We start from the raw sequence: 18618 nt of genomic DNA on the forward strand, positions 1-18618 counted from the left end.
ACCGCCGGATCGCTCGCGCCGCATGGTGCGTCGCAACGCGCGCACGAGAGCGGTATGCGCTCGCTCAGGTCCGCGCGGGCGGCTGCGGATTGTTGGCCGGATTCGTATCGAACCGGCTCACGCTTTCGATACCCGCGGTGCCGACCAGCGCGGAAAGCCGCTCGTGCAACCAGTCGGCGCGGGTCTCGCCATACACCTGTTCGCCGTCCACATACACCGTGAACGACTTCAGATACTTCGCCTTTTTCTCCGGGTTGTCGATCGTAGCTTTCGTCCATTGATACAGCGGATACTGCTCGACGCCCACGCGCTGCGCCTCGCTCACGTACCCGGCAAACGCATCGTACTGACACACCAGCGTGGCGTTGCCCTCGCGCAGGACCGCGTCGAGCGCCTCGCTGCCTTCGAACGGCCGGTGCGCACGCAAGGCCTCGGCCTGCCCGGCCGCCACCGTGATGCGAATCTGGAATTGCCATGGTGCCGCCATCGCTACCTCCCCCAAACGAACCTTGAACGGTCGATCGGACGTTAGCATACGTCGCCGTTAACCTGCCACCGCTCGCGCACGGCGTAAGGCCGGTGCAGTTAGTCGACGGCATTGGCGCGGGCTTGCAAAGTGTAGCTGTGCCCACGCTCGTGGTGGCGCTCGGGTGAAAGGCTCGGGACGCGTCAACGTCGCGCAGCAGTTTGCGCTATCGCGGTACATTTTCGCGCTCGGCGCGGGCGCGGTTGGCTCGTTGGCGTGATGGCGTGACGGCTCGGCGGTTTCCGCTCGCCGCTCGCCGCGCGACGCCGCGGCACGGAGCGTTGGCGTCGAGGCGCTGAGCGAGCGCGCGTTATGAATGCTTCGTTATCCGAAGCAGGCGGCCAGCCAGCGCTCGGCCCACGTATTCGCGTAGGCGACCGCGTCATCGCGCAAGTCGAAGCCCGCCAGATCGCCGCTCGCGTGCAGTTCGTATTCGCCGCCGTCGGCGCGGCGCGCGTTGATGCGGGCGTGCGCGATGTACTCGCCATCGGCACGACGCGGGGTGGAATCGATCGAGAAGTAAGCAGCGGCCGTGTTCATACGCACCTCGACACAAGGATCAGTCACAACGCGGGTGACCTCGGCGGCAATGCAATGGGTGGGATTGCCATGTCGATGTGGATAGACCGGCAAGGCCGGCCTACGATACAGGCGTACGAACGAAGTCATTCATTCGAGCGCACGCGGCGTACCCAACACGGCCAGCAACACCGCCAAACACGCTACCCCAGCGCCGTGCGCAAATACGGCGCAGTCCGGCTTGTCCCCACCTGCGCGACCGTTTCCGGCACGCCCTCGGCGACGATCCGCCCGCCCTCGTCGCCCGCGCCCGGCCCCACGTCGATCATCCAGTCGCTTTGCGCCGCCACGCGCATGTCGTGTTCGACGAGGATGACCGTATTGCCCGCGTCGACGAGACCATGCAGCTGTTCCATCAAACGGTCGGTGTCGGCGGGATGCAGCCCCGTGGTCGGCTCGTCGAGGATATAAAGCGTGTCGCCGCGCTGTGCGCGCTGCAGTTCGGTGGCGAGCTTGATGCGCTGCGCCTCGCCGCCCGAGAGTTCCGTGGCCGGCTGTCCAAGCCGCAAATAACCGAGCCCGATCGCGCGCAGCACCTCGAGCGAGCGCATCACCGGCGCCTCGCCCGCGAAGAACTCGCAGGCGCTATCCACGGTCATCGCGAGCACGTCCGCGATCGTGCGCTCGCGCCAGCGGATGTCGAGGGTTTGCGGGTTGTAGCGGCTGCCGTGGCAGGTGGAACAGGCGGCATACACGCTCGGCAAAAACAGGAGTTCGACCATCACGAAGCCCTCGCCTTCACAGGTCGGGCAACGCCCCTGCGCCACGTTGAACGAAAAACGCCCGGCGCTGTAGCGACGCTTGCGCGCGGCCGGTGTCTGCGCGAACAGCTTGCGCACGTGATCGAACAAACCGCAATAGGTGGCGAGATTGGAGCGCGGCGTGCGGCCGATCGGCTTTTGATCGACCCGCACCAACCGGCGAATCGCCTCCATGCCCGCCACGATCCGCCCGTCGGTGGTCGCGGGCGCGGCGGCGAGCAGCGGATCGAGGTCGTCTTCGTCAGGCGCCTCGGGCACGCGGCCGAGCCGCTCCGCCACGAGGTCGGGCAGCGCCTGGCTCACGAGGCTCGATTTGCCCGAACCCGAAATGCCGGTCACGACGCTCAGGCACCCGAGCGGGAACGCGGCGTTCAGGTCATGCAAATTGTTGCGCGTGACGCCCGCGAGCCGCAACCAGCCGCGAGGTTCGCGGCGCGCCGCGTTGGCGCGCGCCGGGCGCACGCCTTCGTCGGCGAACAGATACCGACGGGTATGCGAAGCGCTCACGCGCGCGAGCCCGCCGGGCGGCCCGCTGTAGACCACGCGACCGCCGGCCTCACCCGCCTCCGGCCCGACGTCGACAAGCCAATCGGCCTGTCGCATGACGCCCAGATCGTGCTCGACGACGAACAGCGAATTACCGGCCGCCTTCAGGCGCTGCAACGCTTCGAGCAGCGCGTCGCCATCCGCCGGATGCAGTCCCGCCGAGGGCTCGTCGAGCACGTACACCACGCCGAACAACTGCGACGACAGCTGGGTCGCAAGCCGCAGACGCTGCAATTCGCCCGCGGAGAGCGTGGGCGTCGCGCGGTCGAGCGAGAGATAGCCGAGCCCCAGATCGATCAGCGTGCCGAGCCGTTCGAGCAGTTCGATGGCGAGCCGCTGCGCGGCCATGCGCTTTTCCGCCGACAGATTGGGCGTGCGGCGCACGTCGGGCGCGGCGGCGTGCGCCGCACCGCCTGCCGCAACCCGGCGCGCGGTGGCCGCGCGGCGCGCTTCGCGGGCCAGCGGAGCACTGACGTTGGCCGCCGCTTCCGGTGCCCACTCGCCGCGCGACACGGGTTCGAGCAAGGCCGCGAGCCGCGCGATCGGCAATTGCGACAGTTCGCCGATATCGAATCCCGCGAACGTCACCGCAAGCGCTTCCGGTTTGAGGCGTTTGCCGTGGCACGCCGGGCAGTCGCTGCTGATCATGTACTGCGAGACACGCTTTTTCATCAACGCGCTCTGCGTGCTCGCAAAGGTATGCAGCACGTAGCGGCGCGCGCCGGAAAAGGTGCCCTGATAGCTGGGTTCCGCCTTGCGTTTGAGCGCGGCGCGCGTCTCCTTCGGCGTGAAGCCCGCATAGACCGGCACGGTGGGTTGCTCTTCGGTGAAGAGGATCCAGTCGCGGTCTCTTTTGGGCAGGTCACGCCATGGCGTGTCGATGTCGTAGCCCAGCGTGACGAGGATGTCGCGCAGATTCTGGCCGTGCCAGGCGGGCGGCCACGCGGCGATCGCACGCTCGCGTATGCTCAGCGAGTCGTCGGGGACCATCGAGTGCTCGGTCGCGTCGTACACGCGGCCCAGGCCGTGGCAAGTCGGACAGGCGCCCTGCACCGTGTTGGGCGAAAAGTCCTCGGCGTACAGCATCGGCTGATCGGGCGGATAGCTGCCCGTGCGCGAGTACATCATGCGCACGACGCTGGACAGCGTGGTCACGCTGCCCACCGAAGAGCGCGCGCCCGGCGTGCCACGCTGCTGTTGCAAGGCAACGGCGGGCGGCAGACCTTCGATGGCGTCCACGTCGGGCGCGCCGACCTGCTCGATCAGACGCCGCGCGTACGGCGCCACCGACTCGAAATAGCGCCGCTGCGCCTCCGCGTACAAGGTGCCGAACGCGAGCGACGACTTGCCGGAGCCGGAAACACCCGTGAAGACCACGAGCGCGTCGCGCGGGACATCGACATCGACGCTCTTGAGATTGTGTTCGCGCGCGCCGCGCACCTGCACGAAGCCGGTGGGCGCGAAACTGGCCGCTGGGGAGGCGGGAGCGGTATGGCGTCGGCGGGATTGGGTCATGGCGAAGGCGCGAATGCAAGGCGGGATCGGGCGTGGGCGACCCGGCGTACCGTCGTGGGCCGCCGGGCCGGCGTGAGCGCATTCCCTTGCAAATATCGCTCCCATGCGGGCCGGACCGCCGGCACCGCGCCCCGCTCAGGCCGCGTCCCCCTCGCGATGCACGGGCTGCGTCTCCTTCAACCGCTTTGCCAGCCGTGATGCCTGCAAATAGCCGGGATTCGCGGGCCGCTTCAGGTACCGCCCCACGCCGCGCCGCGCGCGCAAGTCGCCGTTCGCCCACACGAGTTCGCCCTGCGAGACGGTATGCGTGGGCACGCCGCGCACCGTCATCCCTTCGAACACGTTGAAGTCCACGTTCTGGTGATGCGTCTTCACGGAGATCGTGCGCGTGGCTTCCGGGTCCCAGACGACGAGATCGGCGTCGGCGCCCGCGGCGATCGTGCCCTTGCGCGGATACAGGTTGAAAATTTGCGCGGCATTCGTCGACGTCACGCGCACGAACTCGTTCGGCGTGAGGCGGCCCGTGTTCACGCCCTGATCCCACAGCACGGCCATCCGGTCTTCCACGCCGCCGCAACCGTTCGGAATCCGCGTGAAGTCGTTGCGCCCCATGGCTTTCTGCGAGGCGCAGAACACGCAGTGATCGGTGGCCGTGGTGTGCAGCAAACCGCCTTGCAGGCCACGCCAGAGCGCGTCGCGGTGTTCCTGGCTGCGAAACGGCGGGCTCATCACGTGGGCGGCCGCGCGGGTCCAGTCCGGGTCGCGATACACGGCCTCGTCGATCACGAGATGCCCCGCGAGCACTTCGCCGAACACGCGCTGGCCTTCGCTGCGCGCGCGCGTGATGGCCTCGAGCGCGTCTTTCGCCGAAACGTGCACGATATACACGGGCACGCCCAGCACCTGGGCGATGCGAATGGCGCGATTGGCCGCTTCGCCTTCCACTTCGGGCGGCCGCGAGAGCGGATGCGCCTCCGGCCCCGTGAAGCCGCGCGCCAGCAACTCGCGCTGCAACTGGAACACGAGTTCGCCGTTTTCCGCGTGCACCGTGGGCAGCGCGCCCAGTTCGAGCGAGCGCGCAAAACTGTTCACGAGGATTTCGTCGTCGGCCATGATGGCGTTCTTGTACGCCATGAAGTGCTTGAAGCTCGACACGCCGTGCTCGTTCACGAGCAGCCCCATGTCGCGATGCACGCTCTCGTCCCACCACGTGACCGCCACGTGAAAACCGTAGTCGGACGCCGACTTCTCGGCCCAGCCGCGCCACGCTCGAAACGCGTCCATGAGCGGCTGCTTCGGATTGGGAATCACGAAGTCGATGATCGACGTCGTGCCGCCCGCGAGCCCCGCCGCCGTGCCCGTATAGAAGTCGTCGCTCGCGGTCGTGCCCATGAAGGGCAACTCCATATGCGTATGCGGGTCGATGCCGCCTGGCATCACGTACTGTCCGCCCGCGTCGACCACGGTCGCGCCCGCGGGCGCTTCGAGATTGTCGCCGACCGCCTGGATCACGCCGTGCTCGCAGAGCACGTCCGCGCGCCAGCTTTTGTCCGCGTTCACGATGGTGCCGCCTCGAATCAGGATCGCCATGATGCTCTGTCTCCTTCTAGATGCTTCGGTATCCTTCGGTTTTCCGCTACGCGCCACGCGCCGCAACGGTCATGCGCTGGCCACGGTCGGGCGCCGGCTCTTGCCGAGCTTCATGAGCACGCCATACACCAGCGCCGCGATCGCGAGACCCACGAACCACGCGTACGTGTAGAGGCCCTTGAACGCGTCGGGTACGGAAGGAAACGCGTTCGGGAAAGCGATGTTGAGAAAGCCCGGCAGGTTAGGCAGCACGCCCGCGAGCAAGGCGATGACCGCGGCCGGATTCCAGCCGTTGGAATACGCGTACTCGCCGTTCTCCTCGAACAGTTGCGCCGTGTCGAGCCGCGTGCCGCGGATCAAAAAATAATCGACCATGAGAATGCCCGCAACCGGGCCGAGCAACGCCGAATACCCCACGAGCCACGTGAAGATATAGCCCTGCGTGGTGGCGAGAATTTTCCACGGCATCATGACGATGGCGATACCGGCGGTGATCAGGCCGCCCGCCTTGTACGAAATGCCTTTGGGCCACAGGCTCGAAAAATCGTAGGCCGGGCCGACGAGGTTCGCGGCCAGATTGCAGCACATCGTGTCGAGCGTGAGGATCACGAGCGCGATGCCCACGCCCACGCCTTCCATGCGGCTCGTGAGGTCGATCGGGTCCCAGATGGCCTTGCCGTAGATCACCACCGTGGCCGAAGTCACCACCACCGACACCACGGAGAGCAGCGCCATGGGCACGGGCAAGCCCAGCGCCTGGCCCACGAACTGGTCCTTCTGCGTTTTGGCGAAGCGTGTGAAGTCGGGGATGTTGAGCGCGAGCGTGGCCCAGAAACCCACCATGGCCGTGAGGCTCGGCCAGAACGTCGCCCAGAACAGGCCCGCCTTCTTGCCGCCCGCCGCGAATTGCGAAGGCTGCGAGAGCATCGAGCCCACGCCGCCCGCTTTCGAGCAGGCCCACCACACGAGCACCACGCACATCACGACCTTGATGGGCGCCGACCAGCTTTCGAGCCAGCGGATGGAGTCCGTGCCGTGCAGGATGAAGTACAACTGCAGCACCCAGAACACGAGAAAGCAGCTGCCCTGCCCGATGGAAATGCCCAGAAACGGCAGTGCGTCGCCCACCAGCGCGTTGTGCGTGAGGATGTTGGCGAGCGTGTAGATGGCGCTGCCGCCGAGCCACGACTGTATGCCGTACCAGCCGCACGCCACGATGGCGCGCAGCATGGCGGGCAGCTTCGCGCCTTGCGTACCGAACGACGAACGCACCAGCACCGCATAGGGAATGCCGTACTTCGCGCCCGCATGACCGATCAGCAGCATCGGCACGAGCACGATCACGTTGCCGAGCAGCACGGTCGTCACGGCCTGCCACGGCGACATGCCCTGCTCCGTCAAACCGGCCGCGAGCATGTAGGACGCGATGTTCATCACCATGCCCACCCACAGCGCCGCGAAGTGATACCAGCGCCAGGTGCGCTGCGCGATGCCGGTGGGCGCGAGGTCGTCGTTGTATAGCTCGCTATTGGCGCGGCGCGCGGTGGCGTCGGCGGCTAGAGGTTGACTCATGATGCGAACTCTCCGTGGCTTGTCGTTTATGTGACTTCGTTTGAATCGATTCGATATCCGAACTATCTCGGCGCGGGTCAGAAACGATCAAGCGGCTTTCGGGTCGGGCACGCGCGCCGGATTGTTCGGATGCGTGGTCCAGTTCGCGTACCGTTCGCCCGAATCCACGCGCGCCATCGTGATGCATTCGTCCACCGGGCAAACGTGCATGCAGAGATTGCAGCCCACGCAGTTCGCATCCACCACTTCGAAGTGGCGCTGGCCGTCGCGCGTCGCCGTGATCGCCTGGTGCGACGTGTCTTCGCAGGCAATATGGCAGAGCCCGCATTGAATGCAGCGGTCTTGATCGATACGCGCCTTGATGTCGTAGTCGAGGTTCAGATACTGCCAGTCGGTGACATTGGGCACGGCGCGCCCGCGTAGGGCGTCGAGATTCGCGTAGCCCTTGTCGTCCATCCAGTTCGAGAGACCGTCGATCATGTCGTTGACGATGCGAAAGCCGTAGTGCATCGCGGCCGTGCAGACCTGTACGCTGCCCGCGCCCAGCACGATGAATTCGGCCGCGTCGCGCCAGTCCGAAATGCCGCCGATGCCGGAGATGGGCAAGCCCTGCGTTTGCGGGTCGCGGGCGATTTCCGCCACCATGTGCAGTGCAATGGGCTTCGCGGCGGGACCGCAATAGCCGCCGTGCGTGCCCTTGCCGTCCACGGTGGGCAGCGGCGCCATCACGTCGAGATCCACGCCCACGATCGAGTTGATGGTGTTGATGAGCGACACGCCGTCCGCCCCGCCCTGGAGCGCGGCGCGCGCGCCATGGCGAATGTCGGCCACATTGGGCGTGAGCTTCACGAGGCACGGCAGCCGCGTGCCCTCCTTCACCCAGCGCGTGACCATTTCGATGTACTCGGGCACCTGCCCCACGGCCGCGCCCATGCCACGCTCGCTCATGCCGTGCGGGCAACCGAAATTCAGCTCCACGGCGTCCGCGCCCGTGTCCTCCACCAGCGGCAGGATCCATTTCCAGTCGCGCTCGTTGCACGGCACCATCAGCGAAACGATAAGCGCGCGGTCGGGCCAGTCGCGCTTGACCTGGGCGATCTCCTTGAGATTGACGTCGAGCGGCCGGTCGGTGATGAGTTCGATGTTGTTCAGACCCGCGATACGCTGGCCGCGCCACGTGGTCGCGCCGTAGCGCGAACTCACGTTCACCACGTGCGGATCGAGGCCCAGTGTTTTCCAGACCACGCCGCCCCAACCTGCCTCGAAGGCGCGATTGACGTTCCAGGCTTTGTCGGTGGGCGGCGCGGAAGCGAGCCAGAACGGGTTGGGCGATTGAATGCCGGCAATCGTGCAGCGCAAGTCGGCCATGATGCGACTCCTTTCGTATGGTCTGGAAGGTGAGGCTGTCGTGCGGCATGAGCCGCGCGCTTCACAACGACGCTTCACATCGGCGCTTCACAACGGCATTTCAGGCCGCTTTCGCCGATTGATTCGCGAGGAAACGGTCGATGGCGCGCGCCGCGAGCTTGCCGTCCTGCACGGCCTGCACGGTCAGATCGGTGGCGCCGTGACCCGCGCAGTCGCCGCCCGCATACACGCCTTCGAGCGAGGTCGCGCCGTCCGCGTCCACTTCAATGCGCGTGCCGCCCGCGCTCGTCCGCAAGCCGTCGAGTCCCGCCGGCACGAGCGTCTGGCCAATGGCTTTCAGCACCATGTCGGCGGCCACGCGCACGACTTCGCCGGTGCCGCGCAGCGCGCCGTTCGCATCGAGTTCGGTGCGCTCGAATTCCACGGCCTGCACCCGCGCACCGCCCTCCGCGCCGATCACGCGCAGCGGCTTCATCCACTCGGCCAGCGTCACGCCTTGCGCGCGCGCGAATTCCTGCTCGGCCCACGTCGCGCTCATCTGCTCTGTGCCGCGGCGATAAGCGAGCGTCACCTGCTCCGCGCCCAGCTTGCGGCTTTGCACGGCGGCGTCGATGGCCGTGTTGCCGCCGCCGAGCACCACGACCTTGCGGCCCACCGGCACTGTCGTCAGGTCGCTCGCGGCGCGCAGGCGCGCGATGAAGTCGACGGCATCGAGCACGCCTTCGAGCTGTTCACCCTCGATGGCCAGCGCGTGCGTGCCGCCCAGTCCCACGCCGATGAATACCGCGTCGTACGACGCGCGCAGGTCCGCCAGCGTCATGTCACGCCCGAGCCGCTTACCCTGCTGCAGTTCGATGCCGCCCACGGAGAGCAGCCACTGCACTTCGCGCTGCGCATAGTCGTCCACGGTCTTGTACGCGGCGATGCCGTACTCGTTGAGCCCGCCCGGCAACTCGCGCGCGTCGAACACGCTCACGCGATGGCCCGCGAGCGCCAGCGTGTGCGCGCACGCGAGACCGGCCGGTCCCGCGCCGATCACGGCCACCCGCCGCCCCGTTTCGCTTGCGCGCTTGAACAGCGCGGGCGCGCCGGCCGCTTCACGCGCCATCTGATAGTCGGTGGCGTGACGCTGTAACGCGCCAATCTGCACTGCTTCGCCATCCTGATGATTTCTCACGCACGCGCCTTCGCACAGAATCTCGGTGGGACACACGCGCGCGCACATGCCGCCCAGCGGATTCGCGCTCAGGATGTCACGCGCCGCGCCCTTGAGATTGCCGTTGCCGATCTTGCGGATAAAACCGGGAATGTCGATGCCCGTGGGGCACGCGTTCACGCACGGCGCGTCGTAGCAGTAGTGGCAGCGGTCCGCGGCGATCACGGCCGCGTTGGCGGAAAGCGGCGGCGCGACATCGGCGAAGCGGCAGCCGAGTTGCTCGGCACTGAGGCGCGCGGGGGCGATGCCGTCGGCGGCATGCGAGGTGGGCTGGGACATCCGGATGCTCCTTGCGAAACAAAACACGGGTCCGCCGGCCGTGCGCGTGAAACGCGCGGCCGGTACGTGGGGAAACGTTGGAAAGACTGCGCGGCTCTCTGGCCGCTGGGGGTTATCGACGCAACGTTGGAAGCCGCGTCGACATGACGATCATCCCGGTTCGCTGGCGCGTTCGAGCATGGCGTGCAGCAGCACATTCGCGCCCGCTTCGATCCATTCGATCGTCGCGTCCTCGATCTCGTTGTGACTGATTCCGTCGATGCACGGCACGAACACCATCGAGGTGGGCGCGACCGTGGCGAGATAGCACGCGTCGTGGCCCGCACCCGAAACGATGTCGCGGTTCGCATAGCCGAAGCGCTCCGCCGCCGCGCGCACGGACTGCACGCACGCCGTGTCGAACGGCACGGGCGCGTAATAGAAAATCTGCTCGACCTCGGCTTCGAGCTTGCCTTGCTCCGCGATCTTCGCGATGCCTTCGCGCAGTTCGGCGTTCATCTGCGCGAGCACGTCGTCTTGCGGATGGCGGAAGTCGATGGTGAAGAACACGCGGCCCGGAATGACGTTGCGCGAGTTCGGATACACCTGCATCATGCCGACCGTCGCACACGCGAGCGGCGCGTGACGCAGGCCGATTTCGTTGACGAGCTGCACCACGCGCGAGGCGCCCAGCAGCGCGTCGCGGCGGCGCGGCATGGGCGTGGGGCCCGCGTGCGCCTCCTGGCCCGTGAGCACGACTTCGTACCAGCGCTGCCCTTGCGCGTCCGTCACCACGCCAATGGTCTTGTGTTCCGCTTCGAGTATCGGTCCTTGCTCGATATGCAGTTCGAACGCCGCGTGGATCTTGCGGCCGCCGCACGGCAGATCGCCCGCATAGCCAATACGCTTCAGCTCTTCGCCAAGGGTCTTGCCGTCCACGTCCTTGCGCGAGAGTCCGTAGTCGAGCGTGAATACGCCCGCGAACACGCCCGAGGCCACCATGGCGGGCGCGAAGCGCGAGCCTTCTTCGTTGGTCCAGATCACCGTTTCGATCGGATGCTCGGTTTCGATGCCGTGATCGTTGAGCGAGCGGATCACTTCGAGCCCGCCGAGCACGCCGTAGATGCCGTCGAAGCGGCCGCCCGTGGGTTGCGAGTCGGCATGCGAGCCGGTCATCACGGGCGGGAGATCGTTGTTGCGGCCCGCGCGGCGCATGAACACGTTGCCCATCTGATCCACGCTCACCGTGCAGCCCGCCTCTTTCGCCCATTGCACGATGAGGTCGCGGCCCTGTTTGTCGAGATCGGTGAGCGCGAGACGGCACACGCCGCCCTTGGGCGTTGCACCGATTTTCGCCATCTCCATCAGACTGCCCCACAGGCGCTGGCCATTCACGTGGATCGCGGTGGTCAGCGCGGCTTCGCTTACTGCGTTCATGCGGGTTCTCCTGTGCGTGTTCGTCAAACGTGCATGCGTGCCACCGTGTGGGGCGAGAAGCGCCGCGACGGTGCACGCTTCGGTGGCGCTGCGCGGCGCGGGTGAGTGGCGCGATCTCCCGCTCGTCGAATCCTGTCCGATTGGACAGGTTTTAGACGATAAACTTCGCGAATTCAATGCGGTGTTACGAGCGAGAAACGTGCCATCGATGCTGCACTGCGCGAAAAAACCCATGGCGCACGTGCGCGTTTGTCCCGATGCCGCCCGCGACGCGGCGCACGAGTATCGTGGCTACAATGAATTGGCACGCGTGCCGGAAGCCTTCGCAGCGCCCGCTGTCTCGTCGCGTGCTTCTCCTATTGCGGACGAATGGACCGAATACGATGCGCGACGAAGAACCCACCACGCGTGCCGCGTCTCTCGCCACCCGTGCGAGCGCAAGCGCGCCGCGCGACACTGACGCGGCGCACAAGCCAGGGCAACCGGGCCGGCGTAAGGCGTCCATTCGCGCGTCGAACGAATCGCATCTGATCGCCTGCGCCGAGAGCGTGTTCGCCGAACGCGGTTTCGAAGGCGCGAGCACGGCGCTGATCGCCGAGCGCGCCGGGTTGCCGAAGGCGAATCTGCATTACTACTTCCCGACCAAGCTCGCGCTCTACTGGCGCGTCCTCGACGACGTGTTCGAGGAATGGAATGCGGCCGCCAATCTGTTCGACGCCAGCGACGACCCGGTCGCGGCGATCGGCGGTTACGTGCGCGCGAAGATGGCATTGTCGCGCCGCCGCCCGCTCGGCTCGAAAGTCTGGGCGAACGAGATCATCAGCGGCGCGACGCATATGCAGGGCATCTTGCTCGAACGCGTGAAGCCGTGGATGGACACGCGCGTGAAACTGATCGAGCGCTGGATCGACAAAGGGCTGCTCGCGCCCATGGACCCGCCCACGCTGCTGTTCATGATCTGGGCGACCACGCAGCACTATGCCGATTTCGACGCGCAGATTCGCGCGCTCGCGGGGCGGCGCGCCTTGTCGGCGAAACGCTTCGAAGCGACAACAGAAGAAGTGGTGAGCATGATCCTGCGCGCGTGTGGCGCGCGTTCGCCGGATCGCTGAAGAGAAAACGGTTGGTTCGCGCGGGCTGGCGAGTGCGAACCGAGCCTCGCGCCGCCTAGCGGGCGACCTGCGCGAGCTTCAAGGAAAGCCCCGCCGCGTGAATACCCGACGCCGCCGCTTCGGGCAAGCCCGCGTCGCTCACGATATGGTCGAAGCGCTCGAGGCCCGCGATCTTGTACGTGCTGAAGGTGCCGTACTTCGAGCTGGTGGCGAGCAGCACGGTTTGCTCGGCCACTTCGATAGCCGCGCGCTTCACGTCGATCTTGGGCGGCGAAGGCGTGGTCACGCCGCGGCGCAAATCCCACGAACTGGCGGAGATGAACGCGACATCCACGGCAAGCTGGCGCAGCGTGGCCGCCGCGAGTTCGCCCACGCTCGACTGATTCGCGTGATCGAGCAGGCCGCCCGTGTGAATCGCGGCCACGTGTCCCGCGTTCATGAGTTCCTGCATGACCGGGAAGTCGTTGGTCACGACCGTGATGTCGGAGAGCGCGAGGATGTGCGGCACCAGCGCGAGCGTGGTCGTGCCCGCGTCCAGATACGCCGTCATGCCGGGTCGCAGGAACGACGCCGCCATTTGCGCGATGGCGGTTTTCTCGGCGGGATCGATCAACGCCTTCGACACATGGCTCGGTTCGGTGGCGAGCTGGCTCGCCACACGCACGCCGCCGGGCACCGAATGCACGAGCCCATCGCGTTCGAGCAGCGCGATATCGCGCCGCACCGTCATGTGCGAGCAGCCCAGCGACTCCATCAACTGATGCAGCGACAGCACCTTGTCGCGGCGCAGAAGGCGCAGCATCGCTTCGCGGCGCTGATCGGGAATCAGCGGCGCCGTGGTGGTTTCGTCGGGTTTGGTCTTGCTCGACATACGGGTTCTCTGGATGCGGATCGTTCTGGGACGCTGGAGTAAGCGGACGATTTAGCCGTCGATTTTAGCCGATGGCCTCGCCGGCCTACGCATTGACAAACGCATCGGCCTACGCATTGACAAACGCATCGGCCAACTCAGCCAATGAACGTACTCAACAGCATGACGCCCGCGAGCCCGATCAGCGATTGCAGGCACAGCATCAGCGTCCACGTGCGGAACGTCTGCGCGACCGAAAGCTGGAAGTACTCCTTGAAGAGCCAGAAGCCGGAATCGTTCACGTGCGAGAGCATCACGGCGCCCGAGGCGGTCGCGAGCGCCATCAGCTCCGGCGAGACGCCCGGATGCGCCACCAGCAGCGGCGCGACGATCCCGCTCGCCGCCACCGTCGCCACCGTGGCCGAGCCCACGCAAATGCGCAGCAGCGCCGCGAGCGCCCACGCGAGCAGCAGCGGGCTGATCGCCCAGTGCGTGGAGTGCTCGACGATGATCGTGTCGAGATGAATCGACTTGAGCATCTGGCTGAAGCCGCCGCCCGCGCCCAGGATCAGCAGGATCGTGCTGAGCGGCGCAATGCCCTTGCTGACCATCTTCTGCAGGTCGGCGAGCGGATGGCGGCCGCGCACGCCCAGCGCGAACCACGCGAAGATCACGGCGGCGAGCAGCGAAAGAATCGGGTCGTTGAGCGACTGGAACACCACGTAGGCCGCGCTGTTCTTCTCGACGTGACCCATGCCCACGGTGCCCGCCAGCATGAGGCCCGGCGGAATCAGCAGCGAGATCACCGAAAGCGGCAGCGAAGCCGTGGTCGTGCGCGCATCGTCTTCGCCGCGCGTGCCGCCCGGGCCCTTCGCCAGATCCGGCGCGGGACCGAAGAAGCGGCGCGCGGCGAGCGTGAACAGCGGCCCGCACACGATCGCGCTGGGAATGGCGATGACCAGACCGTAGAGCAGCGTGAGGCCCGTGTTCGCGTGATACGCGGCCACGGCCTGGGTGGGCGACGGATGCGGCGGCAGCAAGCCGTGCGACACATACAGCCCGGCCGCGACCGGCAGGCCGATATAGAGCAGATGGCTGCCCGTGCGGCGCGCGATGGTGTACACGAGCGGCGCGAGCATGATGAAGCTCACGTCGAACAGGTGCGGCATGCCGACCAGCAGCGCCGCCGCGCAGATCGTCCACGGCGCGAGCCAGAGCGGGCGCTTGCCGACGAACGCGTTGGCCACGCGGTCCGCGCCGCCCGTGCCGATCAGGATGCCGCCGAGCACCGCGCCGAGCCCGACCACCGGCCCCGTGCGGGCCAGCGCGCCGCCAAAGCCCTTCGTGAAACTCTCGATGCTGTGCTCGGGCGTGACGCCGGCCAGCAGGCCGAGCCCGAGCGCCGTCAACGTGAGCGCGACGAACGGATTCAACCGCACGCGCGCGATCAGAATGATCAAAACGACGATGGCGCCTATGGCCATCGCGATGGTGCCCATCTCTCCCCGCATGGTGTCTCCCTGATGCTTGCCTGTTTTTGCCTGGTTTTTGCCTGGCGTTTGTCTAGTGTTGGTATGACCTGCGGGTGGCGGCGCGGGCGCGCGTCATGAACGAAACGCGCCCGCCGCTCGCATCGCTCAGGCCGCGCCCGCTTGCCACGCTTCGAGCAGCGCGGCGTCGGGGTTTTGCAGATGGTCGAGCGTCAGCAGTTCGCCCGCCGTCACATCGCGCGCCAGCGTCGCGTGCGCCGCGAGATACAGCGGCGCGACGTTGGCCGGCATGGCGGCGCGCTCGATCATGACGGCCTGCACGCCGGTCACATCGTGATGGTGGCCGCCCATGTGCAGCACCGTGCCCGCCTTGATGTCGGTCGTGGCGCGGCCCGCCAGCACCGCGCACTGCGTGGGCTGGGCGGCGCCGGTCGGACGGCCGTGCAGCACGGCTTCGAGCAGCGTGATGGGGGTTTCCACACCCATGAAGTGATACGGCAGATAGAGACAGGCGTAGCGGCCGTTGCGGCTCACCACGTGGCCCTTCTGCGCGAGCAGCGCCCACGTGGGCGCGTCGTGCGTGCGCACCACCACGAACACGCCGCCGGCGAAGCTCGCCTCGTCGGGGCGGCGCAGCATGTTGAACACGTCGATCACACCGGGGCGCGAGAGCACGCCGCCGTCTTCGCGCAGCGCGTAGATGTCGGCGAGTTCGGTCGTGCGCGCGACCGGGTAATGCAGCAGTTCGACGTCGGGGACGAGACCGGTGTTGGTCGCGACCACGGTCATTTCGCAGTAATCGGCCGTGGCCGAAGTCTTGCGGCCGTTCAGCGCCGCGCGGCGCGCGGCGAGCGTGGCGGCCACGTCGTCGCCGAGCGTCATCAGGTTCGCGAGTTCCGGCGCGGCGAAGCGCTGGTCGAGCTGCGTCACCTCGCCCGTGGCCGCGTCGAACACGAGGTCGTATTCGCTCGACTTGCCGGCCGCGACGATCTCGAGACCCAGCGTGCGCGCCCACGACACCCAGCCGATCAGATTCGACGGCTGGTCGCCGTCCGCCGTCGTATACACCACGCCCTGGCTCGCCGCGAGTTGCGCGAGCGAGACACCGGCCACCGCGTCCACTTCCTTGCTGACCATCGCCACGTGGCGCTTCGCCTCGAGCGCCGCACGCGCCGCGCGATAGCCCACCGAGGGATTGCCCGTGCCTTCGACCAGAATGTCGAAGGCGGCCGGATCGAGCAGATTCACGTCGCGCACCAGCGCGATCTGGCCCGGCACGAGCGCGCGCACGCTGGCCGCGTCCGCGCATTCCACCAGCGCAGCCGCTTCATAACCGAGTTCGAGGCACAGCGCGCGCAGACCCGCGAGATCGAGGTCGCACAGCACCGTGGGCGCGAGGCGACCGAGCAGCCGGCTCTGTGCGAGCAGCGTGCGCGCGAAGCCGCCGCCCGCGCCGGTCAGCGCATAGCGAACCACCTGCGGTTCGGCGCCCGAAGCGGCTTGAGGGCGTTGCGCACCCGCACGGAAAAGCAATTCGAAGTTCATAAGGGGTGTCCCCGGTAGTTGGAAGCGGCCCGGCGATCGATCGTCGATAGAACCCGGCGAAGGCGACGCGTGGCATACGTAGGCGGAATGCGGCGGTGAGGCGGACTGCGAGCCCGGGCATCGCCGATATCTTCACAGCGAATTTAACTTTCATTACCACGTTAGTCAACTTTTATATCATGCTTTAACATATTCGAACATTGAGGCATAATCGGCTGACATCGAGGAGAGCCACGCAATGACCCAAAAACCGGAACCCGCCGCGAACGCGCCGCTGCTCGGCTGCATCGCGGACGACTTCACCGGCGCAACCGATCTCGCCAGCATGCTGGTGCGCGGCGGCATGCGCACGGTGCAACTGATCGACGTGCCGACCAGCGCAGAACCCGTCGCCGCCGACGCGCTCGTGGTCGCGCTCAAGTCGCGCACGATTCCCGCCGCCGACGCCATCGCCCAGTCGCTGGCCGCGCTCGCGTGGCTCAAGGCGCAAGGCTGCCGCCAGTTCTACTTCAAATACTGTTCGACCTTCGATTCGACGGCCGAAGGCAACATCGGCCCGGTCGCGCAGGCGTTGATGGACGCGCTCGGCACCGACTTCGCCATTGCCTGCCCGGCGTTTCCCGAGAACGGCCGCACCGTGTATCGCGGCTACCTGTTCGTGGGCGACGTGCTGCTCAACGAATCCGGCATGGAAAAGCATCCGCTCACGCCCATGACCGACCCGAACATCGTGCGCGTGCTGGCCGCGCAGAGCACGGTCGCGACCGGCCTGCTGCGCTACGACGCCATTGCCGCCGGCGAGCAACCCACGCGCGACGCCGCCGCGAAGCTGCGCGCGCAAGGCGTGCGCCTCGCCATTGCCGACGCCGTCTCCAACGACGACCTGCGCACGCTCGGCCGCGCATTCGCCGAGGCGCCGCTGCTCACGGGCGGCTCGGGCCTCGCCATCGGCCTGCCCGAGAACTTCCGCCGCGCCGGTTTGCTGGGCGCGGGCGAACAAGCCGCGCAATTGCCCGCCGTGGGCGGCCGCGCGGTCGTGCTCGCGGGCAGCAGTTCGCGCGCGAGCCAGGCGCAGGTCGCGCACTGGCGCGAAAGCCGTCCCGCGCTGCGGCTCGATCCGCTCGCGCTCGCCGCGGGCGAACCGGTGGTGGAGGCCGCGCTCGCGTTCTTCGAAGACCACGCGAACGACACCGTGCTGCTCTACGCGACGGCCGCGCCCGAGGAACTCGGCGCGGTGCAGGCGCAGCTCGGCGTGGAACGCGCGGGGCAGCTCGTGGAAGGCGCGCTCGCGGCCATCGCGCGCGAACTCGCGCAACGCGGCGTGCGCCGCTTCGTGGTGGCGGGCGGCGAAACCTCGGGCGCCGTGGTGCAGGCGCTCGGCGTGACGCGGCTGCGCATCGGCGCGCCCATCGATCCGGGCGTGCCCTGGACGCTCGGCGACGGCCCGCAAGGCCACCTCGCGCTCGCGCTCAAATCCGGCAATTTCGGCGGCACGGACTTCTTCACCCGCGCCCTCGCGCTTCAGTCATAACCAGGACTTCCATGAATCAGGAAAGCACGCTGCGCGAAGAGATCGCGCGCATCGGCAAAAGCCTTTTCGAGCGCGGCTACGCGACGGGCACGGCGGGCAACATCAGCGCACGGCTCGACGACGGCTGGCTCATCACGCCCACCGACGCCTGTCTCGGCGATCTCGACCCGGCGCGCATCGCCAAGGTCAGCACGAGCGGCGAATGGGTGGCGGGCGACAAGCCTTCCAAGACGCTCGCACTGCATCGCAGCGTCTACGACCATCAGCCCGACATGCACGCGGTCGTGCACACGCACTCCACGCATCTCGTCGCGCTCACGCTCGCGGGCGTGTGGCGTGAAGACGACGTGCTGCCGCCCATCACGCCGTACTACGTGATGAAGGTTGGCCACGTGCCGCTGATCGCGTACCGCCGCCCCGGCGACCCGCAAGTGGCCGAACGCGTGCGCGAGCTCGCGGGCAGCGTGCGCGGCGTGCTGCTCGACCGGCTCGGGCCGGTGGTGTGGCATCGCAGTTTGCGCGAGGCCTCGGCCATGCTCGAGGAGCTGGAAGAAACCGCGCGCCTCGTGCTGATGATGCAGGCGCAAGGCAAGCCCGTCGAGCCGCTGAGCGCGGACCAGATCGACGAATTGAGGACGACGTTCGGCGCGCGCTGGTAAGCGGCGGCGTTCTTATCGTCACCCATCGCACCCGCGTCACACCAACCCATAACACGACACAAC

Annotated in this window: 14 protein-coding genes and 1 pseudogene; 4 read left to right on the top strand and 11 right to left on the bottom strand. The window is 67.2% G+C overall.

Going from position 1 to position 18618, the window contains the following annotated elements; all coding sequences use genetic code 11:
* Positions 1–64: 64 nt before the first annotated feature.
* Positions 65–487, bottom strand: a complete 423-nt coding sequence (locus tag FAZ98_RS22640; RefSeq protein WP_158954267.1) for a PX domain-containing protein — start codon at positions 485–487, stop codon at positions 65–67.
* Positions 488–561: 74 nt separating this feature from the next.
* Here FAZ98_RS22640 and FAZ98_RS36200 point away from each other — a divergent pair.
* Positions 562–743, top strand: a pseudogene (locus tag FAZ98_RS36200) (MFS transporter); the annotation flags it as partial.
* Between the two features lie 107 nt (positions 744–850).
* Here FAZ98_RS36200 and FAZ98_RS22645 read toward each other — a convergent pair.
* The 7 genes from FAZ98_RS22645 to FAZ98_RS22675 form a co-directional block, all read right to left on the bottom strand.
* Complete coding sequence (locus FAZ98_RS22645) at positions 851–1066, bottom strand: hypothetical protein (protein ID WP_158954269.1); 216 nt, start codon at positions 1064–1066, stop codon at positions 851–853.
* 182 nt (positions 1067–1248) lie between these two features.
* Entirely contained in the window at positions 1249–3927 is a 2679-nt protein-coding gene (locus tag FAZ98_RS22650; RefSeq protein ID WP_158954271.1) for an excinuclease ABC subunit UvrA, read from the bottom strand.
* 135 nt (positions 3928–4062) lie between these two features.
* Positions 4063–5517, bottom strand: coding sequence for a dihydropyrimidinase (gene hydA / locus FAZ98_RS22655; RefSeq protein WP_158954273.1), 1455 nt, complete (start codon positions 5515–5517; stop codon positions 4063–4065).
* A 69-nt stretch (positions 5518–5586) separates the two neighbouring features.
* Positions 5587–7089, bottom strand: coding sequence for an NCS1 family nucleobase:cation symporter-1 (locus FAZ98_RS22660; protein ID WP_158954275.1), 1503 nt, complete (start codon positions 7087–7089; stop codon positions 5587–5589).
* 87 nt (positions 7090–7176) lie between these two features.
* Positions 7177–8457, bottom strand: coding sequence for an NAD-dependent dihydropyrimidine dehydrogenase subunit PreA (gene preA, locus FAZ98_RS22665; RefSeq protein WP_158954277.1), 1281 nt, complete (start codon positions 8455–8457; stop codon positions 7177–7179).
* Positions 8458–8557: 100 nt separating this feature from the next.
* Complete coding sequence (locus FAZ98_RS22670) at positions 8558–9952, bottom strand: NAD(P)-dependent oxidoreductase (protein WP_158954279.1); 1395 nt, start codon at positions 9950–9952, stop codon at positions 8558–8560.
* 150 nt (positions 9953–10102) lie between these two features.
* Positions 10103–11368 (bottom strand): Zn-dependent hydrolase, encoded by a 1266-nt coding sequence (locus FAZ98_RS22675; RefSeq protein ID WP_158954280.1) that lies wholly within the window; start codon positions 11366–11368, stop codon positions 10103–10105.
* A gap of 383 nt (positions 11369–11751) precedes the next feature.
* Between FAZ98_RS22675 and FAZ98_RS22680 the strand changes: the two genes are divergently transcribed.
* Positions 11752–12480 (top strand): TetR/AcrR family transcriptional regulator, encoded by a 729-nt coding sequence (locus FAZ98_RS22680; protein ID WP_158954282.1) that lies wholly within the window; start codon positions 11752–11754, stop codon positions 12478–12480.
* A 55-nt stretch (positions 12481–12535) separates the two neighbouring features.
* Here FAZ98_RS22680 and FAZ98_RS22685 read toward each other — a convergent pair whose 3' ends face one another.
* From FAZ98_RS22685 to FAZ98_RS22695, 3 genes are all read right to left on the bottom strand, one after another.
* Positions 12536–13351, bottom strand: coding sequence for a DeoR/GlpR family DNA-binding transcription regulator (locus tag FAZ98_RS22685; protein WP_158954284.1), 816 nt, complete (start codon positions 13349–13351; stop codon positions 12536–12538).
* A 137-nt stretch (positions 13352–13488) separates the two neighbouring features.
* The gene (locus tag FAZ98_RS22690; protein ID WP_158954286.1) at positions 13489–14841 is read right to left on the bottom strand and encodes a GntT/GntP/DsdX family permease; all 1353 of its coding nucleotides are present in this window, start codon (positions 14839–14841) and stop codon (positions 13489–13491) included.
* A gap of 126 nt (positions 14842–14967) precedes the next feature.
* Entirely contained in the window at positions 14968–16365 is a 1398-nt protein-coding gene (locus FAZ98_RS22695) for a homoserine dehydrogenase (RefSeq protein WP_199272434.1), read from the bottom strand.
* Positions 16366–16603: 238 nt separating this feature from the next.
* On the opposite strand from FAZ98_RS22695, the gene otnK reads away from it, so the two are divergent.
* Positions 16604–17896, top strand: a complete 1293-nt coding sequence (gene otnK, locus FAZ98_RS22700; RefSeq protein WP_158954288.1) for a 3-oxo-tetronate kinase — start codon at positions 16604–16606, stop codon at positions 17894–17896.
* A gap of 11 nt (positions 17897–17907) precedes the next feature.
* On the top strand, positions 17908–18555 hold the full coding sequence (gene otnC / locus FAZ98_RS22705; protein ID WP_158954290.1) for a 3-oxo-tetronate 4-phosphate decarboxylase: 648 nt from the start codon (positions 17908–17910) through the stop codon (positions 18553–18555).
* The last annotated feature ends 63 nt before the right edge of the window (positions 18556–18618 follow it).

The sequence above is a fragment of the Paraburkholderia acidisoli genome, from assembly GCF_009789675.1.
GTDB lineage: Bacteria > Pseudomonadota > Gammaproteobacteria > Burkholderiales > Burkholderiaceae > Paraburkholderia > Paraburkholderia acidisoli.

Bases quoted from the DNA above. Each gene is read 5' to 3' on its own strand.
- FAZ98_RS22640 (WP_158954267.1), bottom strand. From the start codon at position 487: ATGGCGGCACCATGGCAATTCCAGATTCGCATCACGGTGGCGGCCGGG.
- FAZ98_RS22645 (WP_158954269.1), bottom strand. From the start codon at position 1,066: ATGAACACGGCCGCTGCTTACTTCTCGATCGATTCCACCCCGCGTCGT.
- FAZ98_RS22650 (WP_158954271.1), bottom strand. From the start codon at position 3,927: ATGACCCAATCCCGCCGACGCCATACCGCTCCCGCCTCCCCAGCGGCC.
- hydA (WP_158954273.1), bottom strand. From the start codon at position 5,517: ATGGCGATCCTGATTCGAGGCGGCACCATCGTGAACGCGGACAAAAGC.
- FAZ98_RS22660 (WP_158954275.1), bottom strand. From the start codon at position 7,089: ATGAGTCAACCTCTAGCCGCCGACGCCACCGCGCGCCGCGCCAATAGC.
- preA (WP_158954277.1), bottom strand. From the start codon at position 8,457: ATGGCCGACTTGCGCTGCACGATTGCCGGCATTCAATCGCCCAACCCG.
- FAZ98_RS22670 (WP_158954279.1), bottom strand. From the start codon at position 9,952: ATGTCCCAGCCCACCTCGCATGCCGCCGACGGCATCGCCCCCGCGCGC.
- FAZ98_RS22675 (WP_158954280.1), bottom strand. From the start codon at position 11,368: ATGAACGCAGTAAGCGAAGCCGCGCTGACCACCGCGATCCACGTGAAT.
- FAZ98_RS22680 (WP_158954282.1), top strand. From the start codon at position 11,752: ATGCGCGACGAAGAACCCACCACGCGTGCCGCGTCTCTCGCCACCCGT.
- FAZ98_RS22685 (WP_158954284.1), bottom strand. From the start codon at position 13,351: ATGTCGAGCAAGACCAAACCCGACGAAACCACCACGGCGCCGCTGATT.
- FAZ98_RS22690 (WP_158954286.1), bottom strand. From the start codon at position 14,841: ATGCGGGGAGAGATGGGCACCATCGCGATGGCCATAGGCGCCATCGTC.
- FAZ98_RS22695 (WP_199272434.1), bottom strand. From the start codon at position 16,365: ATGAACTTCGAATTGCTTTTCCGTGCGGGTGCGCAACGCCCTCAAGCC.
- otnK (WP_158954288.1), top strand. From the start codon at position 16,604: ATGACCCAAAAACCGGAACCCGCCGCGAACGCGCCGCTGCTCGGCTGC.
- otnC (WP_158954290.1), top strand. From the start codon at position 17,908: ATGAATCAGGAAAGCACGCTGCGCGAAGAGATCGCGCGCATCGGCAAA.